At 65.6% G+C, this 15,823-nt stretch carries 12 protein-coding genes; all 12 read right to left on the reverse strand.

The features are described from left to right. Window positions 1-3: 3 nt before the first annotated feature. Window positions 4-3,939 carry a translocation/assembly module TamB domain-containing protein gene (locus DIE29_RS11175; protein WP_114649922.1) on the reverse strand — a complete coding sequence of 1,312 codons (3,936 nt, stop codon included), beginning with the start codon at window positions 3,937-3,939 and terminating at the stop codon, window positions 4-6. 6 nt (window positions 3,940-3,945) lie between these two features. Next, on the reverse strand, window positions 3,946-4,734 hold the full coding sequence (trpC, locus tag DIE29_RS11180; protein WP_114649923.1) for an indole-3-glycerol phosphate synthase TrpC: 789 nt from the start codon (window positions 4,732-4,734) through the stop codon (window positions 3,946-3,948). Then, window positions 4,731-5,771, reverse strand: a complete 1,041-nt coding sequence (gene trpD / locus DIE29_RS11185) for an anthranilate phosphoribosyltransferase (RefSeq protein WP_114649924.1) — start codon at window positions 5,769-5,771, stop codon at window positions 4,731-4,733. The genes trpC and trpD overlap by 4 nt, the downstream gene beginning before the upstream one ends. Continuing rightward, a complete protein-coding gene (locus DIE29_RS11190; RefSeq protein ID WP_102043261.1) occupies window positions 5,768-6,349 on the reverse strand; it encodes an aminodeoxychorismate/anthranilate synthase component II in 582 nt (193 codons plus the stop codon). Before DIE29_RS11190 ends, trpD begins: the two co-directional genes overlap by 4 nt. Before the next feature lie 16 nt (window positions 6,350-6,365). After that, window positions 6,366-7,190 carry a beta-keto acid cleavage family enzyme gene (locus tag DIE29_RS11195; RefSeq protein ID WP_102042410.1) on the reverse strand — a complete coding sequence of 275 codons (825 nt, stop codon included), beginning with the start codon at window positions 7,188-7,190 and terminating at the stop codon, window positions 6,366-6,368. Continuing rightward, window positions 7,187-8,548: an aspartate aminotransferase family protein gene (locus DIE29_RS11200; protein ID WP_102042411.1), complete on the reverse strand. Its 1,362-nt coding sequence runs from the start codon at window positions 8,546-8,548 to the stop codon at window positions 7,187-7,189. Before DIE29_RS11200 ends, DIE29_RS11195 begins: the two co-directional genes overlap by 4 nt. A gap of 46 nt (window positions 8,549-8,594) precedes the next feature. Next, window positions 8,595-10,070 carry an anthranilate synthase component I gene (gene trpE / locus DIE29_RS11205; RefSeq protein WP_102042412.1) on the reverse strand — a complete coding sequence of 492 codons (1,476 nt, stop codon included), beginning with the start codon at window positions 10,068-10,070 and terminating at the stop codon, window positions 8,595-8,597. Window positions 10,071-10,319: 249 nt separating this feature from the next. Further along, entirely contained in the window at window positions 10,320-10,997 is a 678-nt protein-coding gene (locus DIE29_RS11210) for a phosphoglycolate phosphatase (RefSeq protein ID WP_114649925.1), read from the reverse strand. Beyond that, a complete protein-coding gene (rpe, locus tag DIE29_RS11215; protein ID WP_108080602.1) occupies window positions 10,994-11,689 on the reverse strand; it encodes a ribulose-phosphate 3-epimerase in 696 nt (231 codons plus the stop codon). Before rpe ends, DIE29_RS11210 begins: the two co-directional genes overlap by 4 nt. Before the next feature lie 75 nt (window positions 11,690-11,764). Beyond that, complete coding sequence (locus DIE29_RS11220; RefSeq protein ID WP_114649926.1) at window positions 11,765-14,080, reverse strand: GspE/PulE family protein; 2,316 nt, start codon at window positions 14,078-14,080, stop codon at window positions 11,765-11,767. A 111-nt stretch (window positions 14,081-14,191) separates the two neighbouring features. Continuing rightward, window positions 14,192-14,959 carry a 3',5'-cyclic-nucleotide phosphodiesterase gene (locus tag DIE29_RS11225; protein WP_114649927.1) on the reverse strand — a complete coding sequence of 256 codons (768 nt, stop codon included), beginning with the start codon at window positions 14,957-14,959 and terminating at the stop codon, window positions 14,192-14,194. Between the two features lie 120 nt (window positions 14,960-15,079). Then, window positions 15,080-15,799, reverse strand: coding sequence for an FHA domain-containing protein (locus DIE29_RS11230; protein ID WP_108080605.1), 720 nt, complete (start codon window positions 15,797-15,799; stop codon window positions 15,080-15,082). Window positions 15,800-15,823 lie beyond the last annotated feature (24 nt).

The following is a 15,823-nucleotide window of genomic DNA, read 5'->3' on the forward strand; positions in this document are numbered from 1 at the left end:
GCCCTAGCGGAACGAAAATGTGTAATAGGCATCGATGGCATTGTCGGTGCCACCGCGCGCCACCAGCGACAGCCGGCGGCTGAGTTGGTAGGTCAGTTTGACCAAGCGTTCGGCCCCGCCCAAACTTTGCTCGAAAGACAGATACAGGTCACCAGACAAACGCTTGCCCACAGTCAGCACTTGCCCGCCGAGCGTGCCACTGCCCTCCACCGCAGTGCCGCTGCCCACCACCCGGCTGGTGGCGCGACGCGACACGCCGCCGACCTCGCCCTGGCCGATGGAAAACTCGTCCAAACCCAGGCTGCGCGACAGTTGCTCGGTCATGCCGCCGCCCGGGCCGCCGAGCAGTGCTTGCGCAGCCGGCAGCAACAGGCCGAGATCCGCGCCGGCCCCGGCATCCGGCGCACGGCCCAGCACCATCCACGACAGCTTCTCCGGGTCCGGCACCGGCGGGTCGGACACCAGCCGAACCTGCGGCCGGCGCGCGCTGCCGCCGATCATCACCCCGGCCTCCACCGCCAGCCCCTTGCGCAGCGCCACCACGTTCAGCCCCGGGTTGTCGAGCGCGCCCTGAAAGTTGATCAGCCCGCGCTCAATACTCAGTTGCTGGCCGTAGCCGCGGTAGCTGCCGCCCGCGGTGGCGATGGTGCCGGTGGCCGACAGCGGCCGCCCTGCACTGCGGCGCAGGCGCAGTTGGCCGGTGAGCCGGGTATCGAGGCCGAGCGCCGACAGATAGAGCTGCTCGCCGAGCGACACCCGGATGTCGGCATCCACCCCCAGTGCGCCACCGGCAGGCGCTTCGCGGCCGAGCACCACCACGTCGTCCGACAGGCTGGGCGGCGGGGTGTCGGCCAGTTCCAGGTAGCCGGCATCGGCGCGTAGATCTGCTTCAAGCGCGAGCGTGCGCCAGCTCGAACGTGCCTCGCCCGCGCCCGAAAGAATCAGCCAGCGGTCAGAGCGCTGCAGCAGCGGCAGGCGCTCGGCACGGAAATCGAAACGCCCGACACCGCTGTCGAGCGCGATCTCGCCCTGCACGCCGAGCGTGCCCGGCGTGGCGGTGAGCGCATCCACCGGCAAGCGCGTCTCGCGCGGCCGCACCCGGTTGGGCGACACAAAATTCAGACGGGCCAGACGCAGGCGGTCGCGGTCGAACTCAGCCAACAGTTCGCCGCCGGACAGGTATAAACCCTGGTCGATCAGCGCCAGCGTGATATCGCTGCCGCTGATCTGTCCGCGCGCCAACGGACTGGCCGGTGTGCCCGAGACAGTCAAGTCCGCGGCCAGACGCCCGGCGGTTTCGACGTTTTCCTGCAACAAGCGGCCCATCCAGGCGATCGACGGCATCGCCAGATGCACAGCCCCCAGCAGGGCACCGTCTGGTGCCAGCCGCCAGCCGCCTTCCGGGGAGCGCTCCGCCCGTGCGGTCAGCGAAGCGGTGAGCGTACCCAGTTCGCTGCCCTGCGCATCGAGCGCCAGCGCAAGGCGGTTGTTGCGCGCGCTCAGCCGGGCCTCCAGATGCTCCAGGCCGAGGCGGGTGCGAATCTCGCCGCTCACCTCCAAATCACCGTCCTCGCGGAACACCCGCAGTTCGCCCTCCACGGTGTCGGCCAGGCGCACATCCCATTCGGCCCCCAGCACCAGCGGACCGGGCCCGCGCTGCGGGCGGCCGTCCGCGCGGGTGTGCAGGCCGAAGGCCAGACCCGACAGCGCGCCGCGAAACACCGCACGCTGTGGCGACCACTCGGTGTGTGCAAGCAGGATGCGGCCTTGCGCACCGGCGTCGATACGCGCCGGGGCCAGAGCCACCCGAGTCGGCCCAGCCTCCAGCGCGACCGCCTCGACCAGCCGTGCCGGAAAACGCCCCCGGGTCGCTAGCTGCGCCAACATCCCGCGCCAAGTCCGTGCGCCGGCGGCCACCCCCCCTTGCAACACGGCCTCTATCTGGTCCATGCCGGCCTGCGCGGAGAGTTCGATGTGGTGCGCGGCACGGCTGCCTTCCACCACAAGCCGCCCGGTATCCACCCACGGCCCGCTATCCGCGCTGACAGCACTCAAGCCGGACAGGCCCAGCGCCAGCCGGAACGCTCCCTCCTGTCCGGCCTCCAACCGCCCTTCGCCATTGATCCCCGCCAGACGTATGTCGCCCGGCAACGACAGCGCCTCGGCAAACAGCGTGAAGGCGCCGACCGGCTCGGCAAGGCTGCCGGAAAGCTCCGCCGTTGCACCCGCGCGCCCACCCAGCCCGAACCCCAACGCGGCCAGCCGTGGTGCGTCGAGCGCCAGGCGCAAATGATCACCCGCCTGTCCCCAGGCGCCGCCAAGCAGAATGCGGTTGCCGCCGACCTCGAATCGAAGATCTACGTCATGCACACGCTCGCCGGCCAGCGCCAGCCGGCCGCCTCCCGTCACAGTGTTGCCGCCCAACCGGCTGTCGGCTAGGCGCAGGGTGAGCGCCGCCTCGGGCGCCGCGGCCCATCTGCCCTGGGCGCTCAGATCCACGCCCAGCACGCCTTCCGGCGCATCGGTCGAGAACTGGCGCCAACGCAGCCCGCGCAATACCGCCTGCAGCGCGAAGGCGGGCGCGGTCGGCTCGGCGCGATCGAGGCGCAGGTCCGCGTTCAGCCTCGCGCCATCGGCCTTGAGTTCGGCCCGCGCGGTTTGCACAGCACCCGCCGATTCGGCCTCGATGCGCCCGGAGAGCCGCAGCGCCGGCCAGTTCCGGTTAAGCAAGGCCAGGTCGATGGCCGCAAGCTTCAATGCGGCCTGCACACGGCCCGGCAGCCGCGCCACAGCCGCTTCGGCGCCCGGCGCCTCATCGGCCTGCCAGGCCAGGGAACCGCTTAGCCGCCCCTCGCCCGGCAGCGCTACCGTCAGATCGTCGCCCCGCACCCCCCGCGCCTGCCAGGCGAGCGTTCCGGCGATGCGGGTGAAGGGCAGGCGCCCTTGGTCGATCCGCCCCGGTTGGGCGTTGTCGATCTGCACCGGCCCGCTCAAGGTCCACGCCCCGGCGGATTCCGCGGAAGACTCGCCGTGCAACGCAGCGCTCAGCCGCAAAGCCGCCCGTGGCGCGCCATCGACGAAGGCCGCCGGATCCAGCTCGCCCAAGGCCAGCTGCAGGCGGCGCAGCGGCACCGCCTCGAAGGGCGCTGCCAGCGCCTCGGCGTGGCCGCTCAGGCCCTCGCCCTCGGCATCGAGCCGCAGCAGCGGCGCGATGAGGTCGCCGGCGAGCGTAAAGCGGGCCGTGAAGGCACGTCCCTGGATGGCGCCCGCCAGCCCGCCTTCGCCGGCCAGAGCAAAAGGGGCGTCGGCGGCCAGGGTGAGCCGCTTGACGCCTACCTTCGACTCGGGCAAGGCGAGCTCCAGGTGGTCGATACGGTGCAGGCGGCCATCGCTGTGCGCTGCGGCACGAAGCTGGCGCAGCGCAAACGGCGCCCGCTCGTCATCCGCCGCGGTCCACGGCTCGATGGCCAGCAGGTCGACCTGTAGTGCGCGCAGCGCCACCGCGAGCGGCAGACTCAAGGTCTCCGGCGATGATGCGGAGCTTGCCGCGTGTGGGTCGCCGGGAGCGGTGGCGATGCGCAAGGCGGCCATGGCGAGCCGGTCGACCTGCAGGCGGCCATTGAAAAGCTCCCGCGGTTGCCAGTCGAGCTCGAGCCGCTCCACGGCGATACGCAGATGCGCGTTTTCCAAACCGAGCGCGCCGATGGAGAGCGGGCCGATCAAGCGCCCCGCGGGCGCGCTGACAGTCAGCCGTCCGCCGCTCGCCCAGGCTGCCAGGCCCAGCGCGGCGCGCAAGCCCGACTGGGTGGCCAGCAACCACAGCAGCGCGGCAAGGAAGAACAGGAACAGCCCGGCAAGGGCTTGCAGCGCCAACCGCCGAGTACGGCGCGCGGCGCTTCGGGTGGCCGTCGTTGGGGTAGCCGTCGGCTGCCCAGCCATGCGCCCTTAGCCAAACAGGGCGCGCAGCCCCTCGCCCGGATCGTCGGCGCGCATCAAGGCTTCGCCGACCAGGAAGGCGTTGACGCCGTTAGCGCGCATCAGCGCCACGTCGCCAGCGCGCAAAATGCCCGACTCGGTCACCACGATGCGCGACGGCGGGATGCGCGCCAGCAGCCCCAGTGTGGTCTCCAGCGAGACCTCGAAGGTACGCAGGTTGCGGTTGTTGATGCCGAGCAGCGGGGTGCGCAACTGCAGCGCCAGGTCGAGCTCAGCACCGTCATGCACCTCGACCAGCACGCCCATGCCCAGTTCATGGGCGATGCGCTCCATCTCCTGCATCTCGGCCAGACTGAGCGACGCGGCAATCAGCAGGATGGCATCCGCCCCCATCGCGCGGGCTTCGAACACCTGCCAGGGATCGATCAGGAAATCCTTGCGCAGTACCGGCAGCGCGCAGGCGGCACGGGCGGCCTGCAGGTAGTCTGGCGAACCCTGGAAGAACTGCCTGTCGGTGAGCACCGACAGGCAGGCCGCGCCGGCGGCCTCGTACGAGGCGGCGATCTGGGCGGGGCGGAAGTCCTCGCGCAACACGCCCTTGGAGGGGCTGGCTTTTTTGATTTCGGCAATCACCGCAGCACGGCCGGCGGCAAGTTTGGCGCGCACAGCGCCGACGAAATCGCGCGCCGCAGGCCGGGCGCGCGCGGCGCGTTCGACCTCGGCCTGCGGCATCGCTGCCCTGCCCGCTTCGACCTCCTCGCGCTTGACCGCGTTGATACGCTGGAGGATGTCGCTCACGAGGCACTCCCGAACTGCTGGGTGAAGCGCACGAATTCGTCCAGCTTGGCGCGCGCCGCGCCGCTGGCCACCGCCTCTCGGGCGCGCAGGATGCCGCTGCCGATGGAATCGGCCAGATTGGCGGTGTACAAGGCCACCCCAGCGTTGAAGATGACGATCTCGCGCGCCGGACCAGGCTTGTTCTCCAACGCATTGATCAACATTTGACGGGATTCCTCGGCATCCTCCACCCGCAGGTTGCGGGTGCCGGCCATGGCCAGATCGTAGTCCTCGGGGTGGATCGAGTACTCGCGCACTTCGCCATCCTTGAGCTCGCCCACCAGGGTGGCCGCGCCCAGGCTGACCTCGTCCAAGCCGTCCAGACCGTGCACCACCAGCACATGGTTGGCCCCCAGGCGCTGCATCACCCGCGCCTGAATGCCGACCAGGTCGGGGTGGAAAACGCCCATTAAAGTGTTGGGCGCGCCGGCTGGGTTGGTCAGCGGCCCCAGGATGTTGAAAATGGTGCGCACGCCCATCTCGCGGCGCACCGGGGCGACGTTCTTCATCGCGCTGTGGTGGTTGGGGGCGAACATGAAGCCCACCCCGGTCTGTTCCACGCAGGCGGCGATCTGCTCGGGCGAAAGATTCAGATTGACCCCGAGCGCCTCGAGCACGTCGGCCGCGCCCGACTTGGACGACACGCTGCGCCCGCCGTGCTTGGCCACCCGCGCGCCGGCGGCGGCAGCCACGAAGACGGTGGCAGTGGAAATATTGAAGGTGTGCGAGCCATCGCCGCCGGTGCCGACCACGTCGAGAAAATGCTCATGCGGCGGCGCCACATGCACCTTGACCGAGAGCTCGCGCATCACTGTGGCCGCGGCGGTGATTTCGCCGATGGTCTCTTTCTTGACCCGCAGCCCGGTGAGGATCGCGGCAGTCATCAGCGGAGAGATTTCGCCCGCCATGATCTGGCGCATCAGCGCGAGCATCTCGTCATAGAAAATCTCGCGATGCTCGATGGTGCGCTGCAGGGCTTGTTGAGCGGTGATCGTCATTGCACGCTCTCCAGGGTTTGTTCAAGAAAGTTCTTCAGCAGATCGTGTCCGTGTTCGGTGAGGATGGACTCGGGGTGAAACTGCACGCCTTCGACCGCCAGCGTCTTGTGGCGCACGCCCATGATCTCGGCGTCCTCGGTCCACGCGGTGATTTCCAGACACTCCGGCAGGCTGGCCCGCTCGATGGCAAGCGAATGGTAACGGGTGCAGGTCAGCGGATTGGGCAGGCCGCGGAACACGCCAACGTCATGGTGATACACCGGCGAGGTCTTGCCGTGCATCAGCCGCTGGGCATGGACGATCTTGCCGCCGAAGGCCGCGCCGATGCTCTGGTGACCGAGGCACACGCCGAGAATGGGGATCTTGCCGGCGAACTCGCGGATCGCCGCCACCGAAATGCCGGCTTCGGCCGGCGAGCACGGCCCAGGGGAGATCACCAGGTAGTCGGGCTTCATCAGGCCGATCTGCTCCACCGTGATCTCGTCGTTGCGGAACACCTTGACCTGCTGGCCGAGCTCGCCGAAGTACTGCACCAGGTTATAGGTGAAGGAGTCGTAGTTGTCGATCATCAGCAGCATATTTGCTTCCTTGCGTTCATCGCTCGCGGGCGATGCCAAATGTCTGCCGCACCGCGGTCGGGTCGGCCACGGCAAAGCCGAGTTGGCCGAGGATGCCGGCCAGGCGACCGACCTGTTCGGCGTTATTGGCCAGCGGCGTGCCGTCGGCTGCGGTGAGGTTGTTTTCGAAACCCACCCGGCAGTGCCCGCCGGCCAACGCGGCCTGCACCACGCAGGCCAGTTCCTCGCGCCCGAAGGCGCACACGCCCCAGCGCCAACGCTCGGGGAAGAAGGGCAGGTAGCTGAAGATGTATGCCGGGCGGCTGAGGCTGCCGGCATAGCGCCCGAGTACCACCAGCACATAGGGTTCGGCCTGCGGCAGCCAGCCGTCTTCCCACCAGCGGCGCAGCACAGCCAGTTGCTCCGGGCTGTAGACGATGTACTGCGGCACGGTGCCGGCCGCTGCGGTCTCGGCTAGGAAGTCGCGCACCGCGGCCACCTGCTCCGGGCCGTCGGGATCGAGCAGTTCCTGCAGGTTGAAGGTGATCATCTCCGGCGCAAGCGCGCGCTGAACCCGCATCATGTCGGCCGGGGCGAAGATGCCGACCCGTTCGGTGGTTGGCTGCAGCACGATGTCGCAGGCTTCGCGCACCGCGGCCATGGTCTCGCGGTAGCGTCCGACATCCAGGCTGTGGCGGCCGTCGGCTTCGCGTATATGCAGGTGCAGGATGGACGCGCCGGCCGCGCGGCAAGCACGCGCTTCGGCAACGATCTCGCTCAAGGTGAGCGGAATCGCCGCATGGTCGCCCTTCCCGCGGCGGGCGCCGTTGGGTGCGACGGTAATGAAAACCTGCGCACTCATGGCAGTGCGGCGGCAATATGCTTGCGCAGCCGGTCCACGGTGGCGTCGATCGACTTCACCAGCAGTTCCACCAGCCGGCCGATCTGCGCTTTGGTAATGATGAACGGTGGCGCGATCAGCACATGGTCGCCGCGCCGCCCGTCCAGCGTGCCGCCCATCGGATAGATGATCAGACCGTTGGCGAAGGCGGTCTCGCCGAGGATGCGGTGAAAAGCCAGTTCCGGCTCGAACGGCGTCTTGCTGGCGCGGTCGAGCACGAATTCGATGCCGCAGAACAGCCCGCGTCCGCGGATGTCGCCCACATGCGGGTGGTCGTGCAGGGCTTCGCGCAGGCGGGTCATCAATTCTTCACCCATCTTCTTGCTGCGCTCGACCAGCTTGTGCTGCTGCATGTACTTGATCACCGCCACGCCGGCCGCTGCGGCCAGCGGATGGCCCATATAGGTATGGCCGTGCTGGAAGACGTTGCGGCGGTTGTGGAAGGTATCGACGATGTGGTTGTGCACCAAGGTGGCGCCAATCGGCACGTACCCGGCGGCGAGACCCTTGGCCAGGCAGATCATGTCCGGTACCACGCCGAACTGCTTGATCGCGAACCAGGTTCCGCAGCGGCCCAACCCGGTCATCACCTCGTCGGCGATCAGCAGCACGTCGTAGCGGTCGCAGATCTCGCGGATGCGGCGGAAATAGTTTTCGTGCGGCACCAGGGCGCCGGCGGTGGCGCCGACGATGGGTTCGGCGATGAAGGCGGAGACTTTCTCCGGCCCCACTTCCAGGATGGCGCGCTCCAGGTCGTCGGCGCATTGCAGCGCACAGTGCGCCGGGTCTTTGTCAAAAGGACAGCGGTAGCAGTAACAGGGCGCCACCCGCGGACGTTGGTAGAGCATGGGCTCGTACAACGCGCGGCGCCAGCGGTTGCCGCCGGCAGCCAGCGCGCCCAGGGTGTTGCCGTGATAGCTCTGCTCGCGGCCGATCACCATCCACTTTTCCGGCCGCCCCATCTGCACCCAGTAGGCGCGCGCCATCTTGATGGCAGACTCCACTGCCTCCGAACCGCCGGAAACGAAATAGGCATGATTGAGCCCGCCTGGCGACAGCTCGGCCAGCAGCTCGGCCAGTTCTTCCTGCGGGGTGTTGGTGAACTGGCTGGTATGGGCAAATTCGACACTGTCCAGTTGCGCTTTGAGCGCATCGACCACTTCGGGCACGCGGTGCCCCAGGGCGGAGACCACCGCGCCGCCACAGGCGTCCAGATAACGCTTGCCTTTTTTGTCGAACAGGTAAGCGCCTTCGCCGCGCGCAATCACCGGATAGACGGTAAAGGGGTTACGGTAAAAGACGTGCGTTTGCTCGTTCATGCCATCCTCCGTTGTCGGGCGCGCTCGCGCCCGGCCGGCTTACAGGTCAGTCGATACGGGTGTCGAGGCCGGCTTCGGCCATCTCGGCGGCGCGCAACATCGCGCGCGCCTTGTTGCGGGTTTCCTGCCATTCGGATTCGGGATCCGAGTCGGCCACGATGCCGGCGCCGGCCTGCACATGGATCTGCCCGTCCTTGACCACCGCGGTGCGGATGGCAATGGCCAGATCCATGTCGCCATGAAAGCCGATATAGCCGACAGCGCCGGCGTAAATGCCACGCTTGACCGGTTCGAGTTCGTCGATGATTTCCATGGCACGCACTTTGGGCGCCCCGGACACGGTGCCGGCCGGAAAGCAGGCGCGCAGCACCGCCAGCGCGTTGAGCCCGTCCTTGAGCCGGGCTTCGACGTTGGAGACGATGTGCATCACGTGCGAATAACGTTCGATGATGAATCGATCGGTCACCCGCACGCTGCCGACTTCGGCCACCCGGCCGGCGTCGTTGCGCCCGAGGTCCAACAATTGCAGGTGCTCGGCACGCTCTTTTTCGTCGGCCAAAAGGTCGCGCTCGAGCGCCAGATCCTCGTCCGGGGTGGCGCCGCGTTTGCGGGTACCGGCAATCGGCCTCACGGTGACGTTGCGCTCTTCCAGGCGCACCAGGATTTCGGGCGATGCGCCGACGACATGAAAGTCGTCGAAGTTGAAATAGAACATGTAGGGCGAAGGATTGAGGGTGCGGATCGCCCGGTAAAGCGCCATGGGACTGGCGCTAAAGGGTTTACTCATACGCTGGGCGAGCACCACTTGCATGATGTCGCCATCGACGATGTATTGCTTGGCGCGACTGACTGCCTCTTTGAAGGCTTGTTCGCCAAAACTGGAGACTTCCGGCTGCGGTGCGCAGCGGCTTTCGGCCGGAATTTCCACCGGCGCGCGCAGACGGGCGAGCAGCTCCTTGAGCCGCTTTTGCGCGCGCTTGTAGGCGCCGGGCACCTCGGGCTCGGCATAAACCACCAAGGTGAGCTTGCCGGAGAGGTTATCGACGATGGCGATTTCTTCCGAGAGCAGCAGCACGATATCCGGCGTGCCCAACGGGTCGTTTTTTTCGGTGCGTCCCAAGCGCGGCTCGATGTAGCGCACCGTGTCGTAGCCGAAACAACCGACCAGGCCGCCGGCAAAGCGCGGCAAGCCCTGGCGCGGCGGCACCTTGATGCGTTCCATGAACTCGGCGACGAAGTTGAGCGGGTCGCCGTAGTCACGACGTTCGACCAGGCGGTTGCCGGTCAGTAGCAGCGCGGAGCGGCCATAGACTTCGATACGGGTTGGCGAGGAGAGGCCGATGAAGGAATAACGCCCGAAGCGCTCGCCGCCCTGCACCGATTCCAGCAGATAGGTCCAAGGTTCGTTGGCGAGCTTGAGGTAAATCGATAAAGGCGTGTCGAGATCGGCAAAGGTCTCCAAGGTGACCGGAATGCGGTTGTAGCCCTGTGCGGCCAGGGCGTTGAATGCTTGTTCGTGCATGGCGACTCCACGGAAGGCGGCAGTGCGGAACTGACTGGGTCAGGTGGCGGGTAGGCGACCGGGCTGGGCCCGGATACCCGCAGCGGGCAAGTAAAATTATTGGCCCGCGGGCCACCAAGGCCAGCGCCACCAGCCCCGGCAGGCGGCGTAGTCGGAAACCCTGATGCTGTCCGAAGCCCGGTCTGTGTGAGTCACGATTCGTTCTGGCAGGTGTGGGAAAACTGCACGGGCCGGACCGCAAGCCTTGTGCTACAGGGGCTGCAAACGGTCCAGCACCTCGCGTGCGTCCGATAGTAGCCCATCGCAATCGATACTGTCCACGGGCATGCCTTCGCTATATCCGTAGCTCACCAACAACACCGGCATGCCCGCGGCGCGCGCCGCCAACGCATCGTTGGCCGAGTCACCGATCAAAAGCGCGCGCCCGGCGTCTGCGCCAAGCAACCGGCAGGCGTGGAACAACATCGCAGGGTCGGGTTTTTTGACCGGCAGGGTGTCGCCGCACACTACCGTGTCGAAGTAGCCCGCAATCTCCATGCGTTCGAGTAGCGGCAGGGTGAAGGCCGCGGCCTTGTTGGTGACCACCGCCAAAGGACGCCCCTGCGCCCGCAGAGCGGTCAGCGTTTCGATCACGCCGGGGTAGATGCGCGTGGCCCGGCCGTTGACCTGGGCATAGTGACGGCGAAAGACCGGCAACGCGGCCTCAATCTCGGCCTCGGTAGCCTGGGCGTTCTCGGTCAGACAGCGGCGCACCAGGTTGGGAATGCCTTTGCCGACAAAGCTGTGCACCTCCTCCAGGGTGCGCAGCGGACGGCCAAGTTCGGCCAGCATGCGGTTGACCCCTTCGGCCAGATCGGCGATGGTATCGAGCAAAGTGCCATCCAGATCGAACAGCACCGCTTCGGCCGGATAGCGTTTGCCGCTCATCGCTGCGTTTGCGCCAGCCGGGCGCGCATCGCCGCGATCACCGAGTCGTAGCGGTTGGGGTCTTCGGGCCGTCCGGCACCGAACACCGCCGAACCGGCAACGAAAGTGTCCGCCCCGGCAGCGGCGATCTCGGCGATGTTATCCACCTTCACGCCGCCGTCGATCTCCAGCAGGATGCGTCGCCCGCTGCGGGCCTGGTAGGCGTCGAGCTTGTCGCGCGCCGCGCGCAGCTTGGCGAGCGTGCCGGGAATGAAGGTCTGCCCGCCGAAGCCGGGGTTGACACTCATCAGCAGCACCACGTCGAGCATGTCCATGACATGATCCATCCAATCCAGGGGCGTGGCCGGGTTGAACACCAGCCCGGCCTGGCAGCCGCACTCGCGGATCAGCCCCAGAGTGCGATGAACATGCTCGGACGCTTCCGGATGAAAAGTCACGATGTTGGCGCCGGCCTTGGCAAAGTCGGGGATGAGGCGGTCGACCGGCTTGACCATCAGATGCACATCGATCGGCACGCTGGTATGCGGACGGATCGCCTCGCAGACCAGCGGCCCGACGGTAAGATTGGGCACATAGTGATTGTCCATCACATCGAAGTGGATCCAGTCGGCGCCGGCGGCGACCACATGGCGCACTTCCTCGCCCAGGCGGGCAAAGTCAGCGGACAGCAGGCTGGGGGCAATGCGGTACATGGTGGAAACACTCCGTTGAGCCTCGAGCCCGCGCATTGTAGCCCGAATGCCTGCTCGCGGCCGGCGCGCGAGCGCTCAGCGCGCACAGACCTTGCGCACTTGAACCATGTCGAGGATGCCCGCCAGCACTTTTTCGATGCCGTCTTGGCGCAGCGTGCGCATGCCTTCGCTGAGCGCCTTGGCGCGCAGTGCCGCCACCGTGCTGCGCGCCTGAATCAGCCGGCGGATCTCATCGGTGGCGATCATCAATTCATGCAAGCCGACCCGGCCACGATAGCCCTTGTTGCATTCCTGACAGCCCACCGCGCGGTACAAAGTGAAGCGCCCCTGGGCGTCGGCCCACTGGGCCTGCCACTCGGCCAGCAGCGCGGCGCGTGCGGCGGCCGGATCGGCCTGGAAGGCGGGCACGGATGCCATGTCGGCACAGTATTCGTCCAGCAGATGGTCGATCTCGGCCGCGTCCGGGTGATAGGGTTGGCGGCAGCGGGCGCACAGCCGTCGGGCAAGCCGCTGGGCCAACACCCCGAGCAGCGCGTCGGCAAAGTTGAACGGGTCCATGCCCATGTCCAGCAGGCGGACGATAGACTCCGGTGCGCTGTTGGTGTGCAGGGTGGAGAGCACCAGGTGACCGGTCAGCGATGCCTCGATGCCGACCGACACGGTCTCCTGGTCGCGCATCTCGCCGACCATGATGACATCCGGATCGGCACGCAGAAATGCGCGCATCAAGGTGGCAAAGTCCAGCCCCGCCTTGCGGTTGACCTGCACCTGACGTAGCCCTTTTTGGGTGATTTCTACCGGATCTTCCGCGGTCCAGATCTTGGTTTCGGGCGTGTTCAGATGGCCCAGCACCGAGTGCAAGGTGGTGGTCTTACCGGAACCGGTAGGCCCGCAAACAAAGAAAATGCCGTGCGGGCTGGCGATCGTCTCGCGCAGACGCGCCAAATTGCGCGCCGACAAGCCGAGCTGATCGAGCGCGATCGGTTCGCTGTTGGCCAAGATGCGCATTACCACATCTTCGGTGCCGCCTGCGGTGGGTACCGTTGCCACCCGCAGCTCGATGTCCAGCGGAGCAAACTTGCGGAATTTGATTTTGCCGTCTTGCGGACGCCGGCGCTCAGAAATGTCCAGATCGCACATAATCTTGATGCGCGTGACCAGCGGATTGCGGTAGCTGGCAGGCACTTCGATATAAGGCAGCAACACACCGTCGCGGCGAAAACGCACCAAAGTTTTTTCTTTGCCGGGACGCGGTTCAATGTGAATATCGGAGGCGCCTTGGCGATAAGCGTCGATGATGATCTTGTTGACCAGCTTGACCAGCTCGTTGTCGGCGGCGGCATTGATGTCGTCGTGGACCGAACTTTCGTGCTCCTCCTCGGACAGATCGGACAACAAATCATCGACCGAAGCCATGTCGAGCGAAGGCGCGAAGAACTGATCGAGCGTGCGCTCGAACTCTTGGCGCGTGGTCACCCGGAAGACCAGCCGGGCACGTGGGAAGACGTTATGGACAATGCGCGAAGAACGCACCTGCTCCGGATCCACCGCCATCACCACCACGCCTTCGGTGGTTTCCTCCAACGGCAGCCAGAGATTCTGCTGGGCATACTCGCGTTTGATGTTGCGCAGCAGATCCATCGGTTTGACCCGGTCGGCCCGATAAGGCTCATACGGCACGCCGTAAAAACGCGCCGCCGCCTCGCCCAGCTCCGCGTGGGACAGCCCCAGCGTCTCGATCAGCACCTGCTCGGTACTCACCCCTTGTTCGCGCGCCAGCCGGGTCGATTCGCCCAGTTCCTCTGCGGTAATGCGGCCATCGGCCACCAGTGCATCGAAGCGCGAGCGCAGGGTTGCGGGCGCGCTGCGGTGCTTGGCAAAAGCCACCCCCAAGGTGTGCGCCAAACCCAGCAGACCTTCCTCGGCCACCGCAGAGAAACGGCCGCTGGTGGCGTTGATGAGCTGAATCACCCCTTCGAGCCGACCGCTTTCCGGCTCGATGACCGGCGCGGCCAGTATCTGACGGGTGCGAAAGCCGCTGCGCTCGTCGACTTCCCGGTTGAAACGCAGCTTGGGCGACAAGGCATGGAGCTCCGCCTCATCATAGACATCAGCAATATTGACCAGTACCCGACGCAGGGCCACATAACCGGCAATGCTGGTTTCATCGATCGGCAGCTTGATGCGCTGCATGGTCTGCAAACCGGTCTTGATCTTGGTGACAATGGCCTGCCCGCTTTCGTCCAGTGTATAAATCGTCAGACGTTCTGCGCCGAACAATGCACAAATATCGTCGGCCAGTTCGAAAACGATCTGGTCAGCATCCAAAGTCAAGTGGATTCGGTTGGTGACTGCCTGTAGCCCTTTGAAGAAGGCCAAGCGGCCGGCCATATCGGTTCCGGCCGGTTTTTGGGAAGATGCACTCACGTTCGTCTGCCCTGAATGGTTCGGTATTGATCGATCATTTATCCCATCAACGATTCGCAACTCCGGCGCAACGGTTCAGAACTCCAGCACTTCGCCCTGAACCAGGGCCCGGGGCCGCAATGCTCCGCCACGACGCGCAATCTGTGCCATGATGCGCTCACCGGCGCCCGGTTTGAGGTGACTGATATATACCTGGGGCGAGACTTCGAGTTCATCGAGCATCGTCGCCAACAACGCCGGCGAAAGGTGGCGGGATGCCAAGGCCAATCCATGCTGCTCATCCGCAAAGGCGGTCTCGACGATCAAGTGACGCAGATCAGACAGCCGGTTGAGCACATCGATCAGCGGTTTGCAGTAGGTCGTGTCGCCGGTATAAACCAGCTTGCCGGCGCCACTATCCAGGCAGTAACCCAAGGCAGGCACGGTGTGGTGGGCAGGCAATGCGGTGATCACACGCTCGCCCAGACGCACACATTCGCCGACCTTGATCGGCTGCAGGCGCAAAAAAGGCCGGTGACGGCTCGGAATGGCGGTAAAGTCCGGCCAGATCAACCAGTTGAAAATATGCGCACGCAAAATGCGCAAGGTTTCCGGGGAGCCAAAGACGGTCAGCGGGAAATGCCGGGACTCGCCCACTGAGTCGACCATCAAGGGAATGGAGGCAATGTGATCGAGGTGGGCATGGGTCACGAAAACATAATCGACCGCCCGCAACGCATCCAGCGTCAGATCGCCAACACCGGTGCCGCAGTCGAGCAGGATATCCTCATCCACAAGGAAACTACTCGTCCGCGACGACGCGCCACCGATGCCGCCGCTGCAGCCGAGTACTGTCAGTTTCATCCGAGTAATTCCACCAGCCGGCCCGCGGCCGGTCGAAAGACTGTGTGCGGCAGCCTAACATCGGCGCCCCCCAGACGGGCAGCACAAATTCACGCTCGGGCTCATCGATACCCACCCAGCTCAACTGCGCAGGAAAAACTCCATCTTGACGCCCGCGATTTCGATGATGTCGTGATCGTTAAGCCGATGCGCCTGCGCATCCAGCGTCTTGCCATTGACCATGGGAAAGTACGCCCCTTCGACATGGGTGATGTAGTAACCGTGCGGCCGGCGAGTGATGACTGCCACCTGATTGCCCGGTTTGCCCAGCGTCGTGAGCGATTTGGTCAGCGCCAACTCGCGCCCGGCATTGGGCCCGCTGAGCACTTGCAGGGCGCCTTCGGGAAGCGCCGAAGGTGTTTGCGGCGTCTCGAACGTTTCAGGCGGGAAATGCTGAGTACGCACCTGCGAACGCTCCAAGGATGTTGCTGTGAGCGCTTCGACCTCGGGTGCGCCGGCCGCGCGCAGCGCTGCGGTATCTACCACATCGACCGCGCCCGCTCCGGACGGCGCGGCATCGACCAGGAACTTCAGCCGGTACTTACCCAGTTCGATCACATCATGATTTTTCAATACATGCTTTTTGACCGGCTGGCCATTCACATAGGTACCGTTGGTGCTGTTCAGGTCTTCGAGAAAAGCATCATTGAGTATGCAGACGATGACTGCGTGATGCCCGCTGATGGCGAGATTATCGATCTGGATGTCATTGTCCGGCTTGCGACCGATGGTGGTCCGCTCCTTTTTGAGAATGACCTCCTTGAGCACCAGACCGTCCATACTGAGGATCAACTTCGGCATTGCCTCTCACCCATCTTCTATTGC

It is taken from the genome of Pseudothauera hydrothermalis (assembly GCF_003345255.1).
Taxonomy (GTDB): domain Bacteria; phylum Pseudomonadota; class Gammaproteobacteria; order Burkholderiales; family Rhodocyclaceae; genus Pseudothauera; species Pseudothauera hydrothermalis.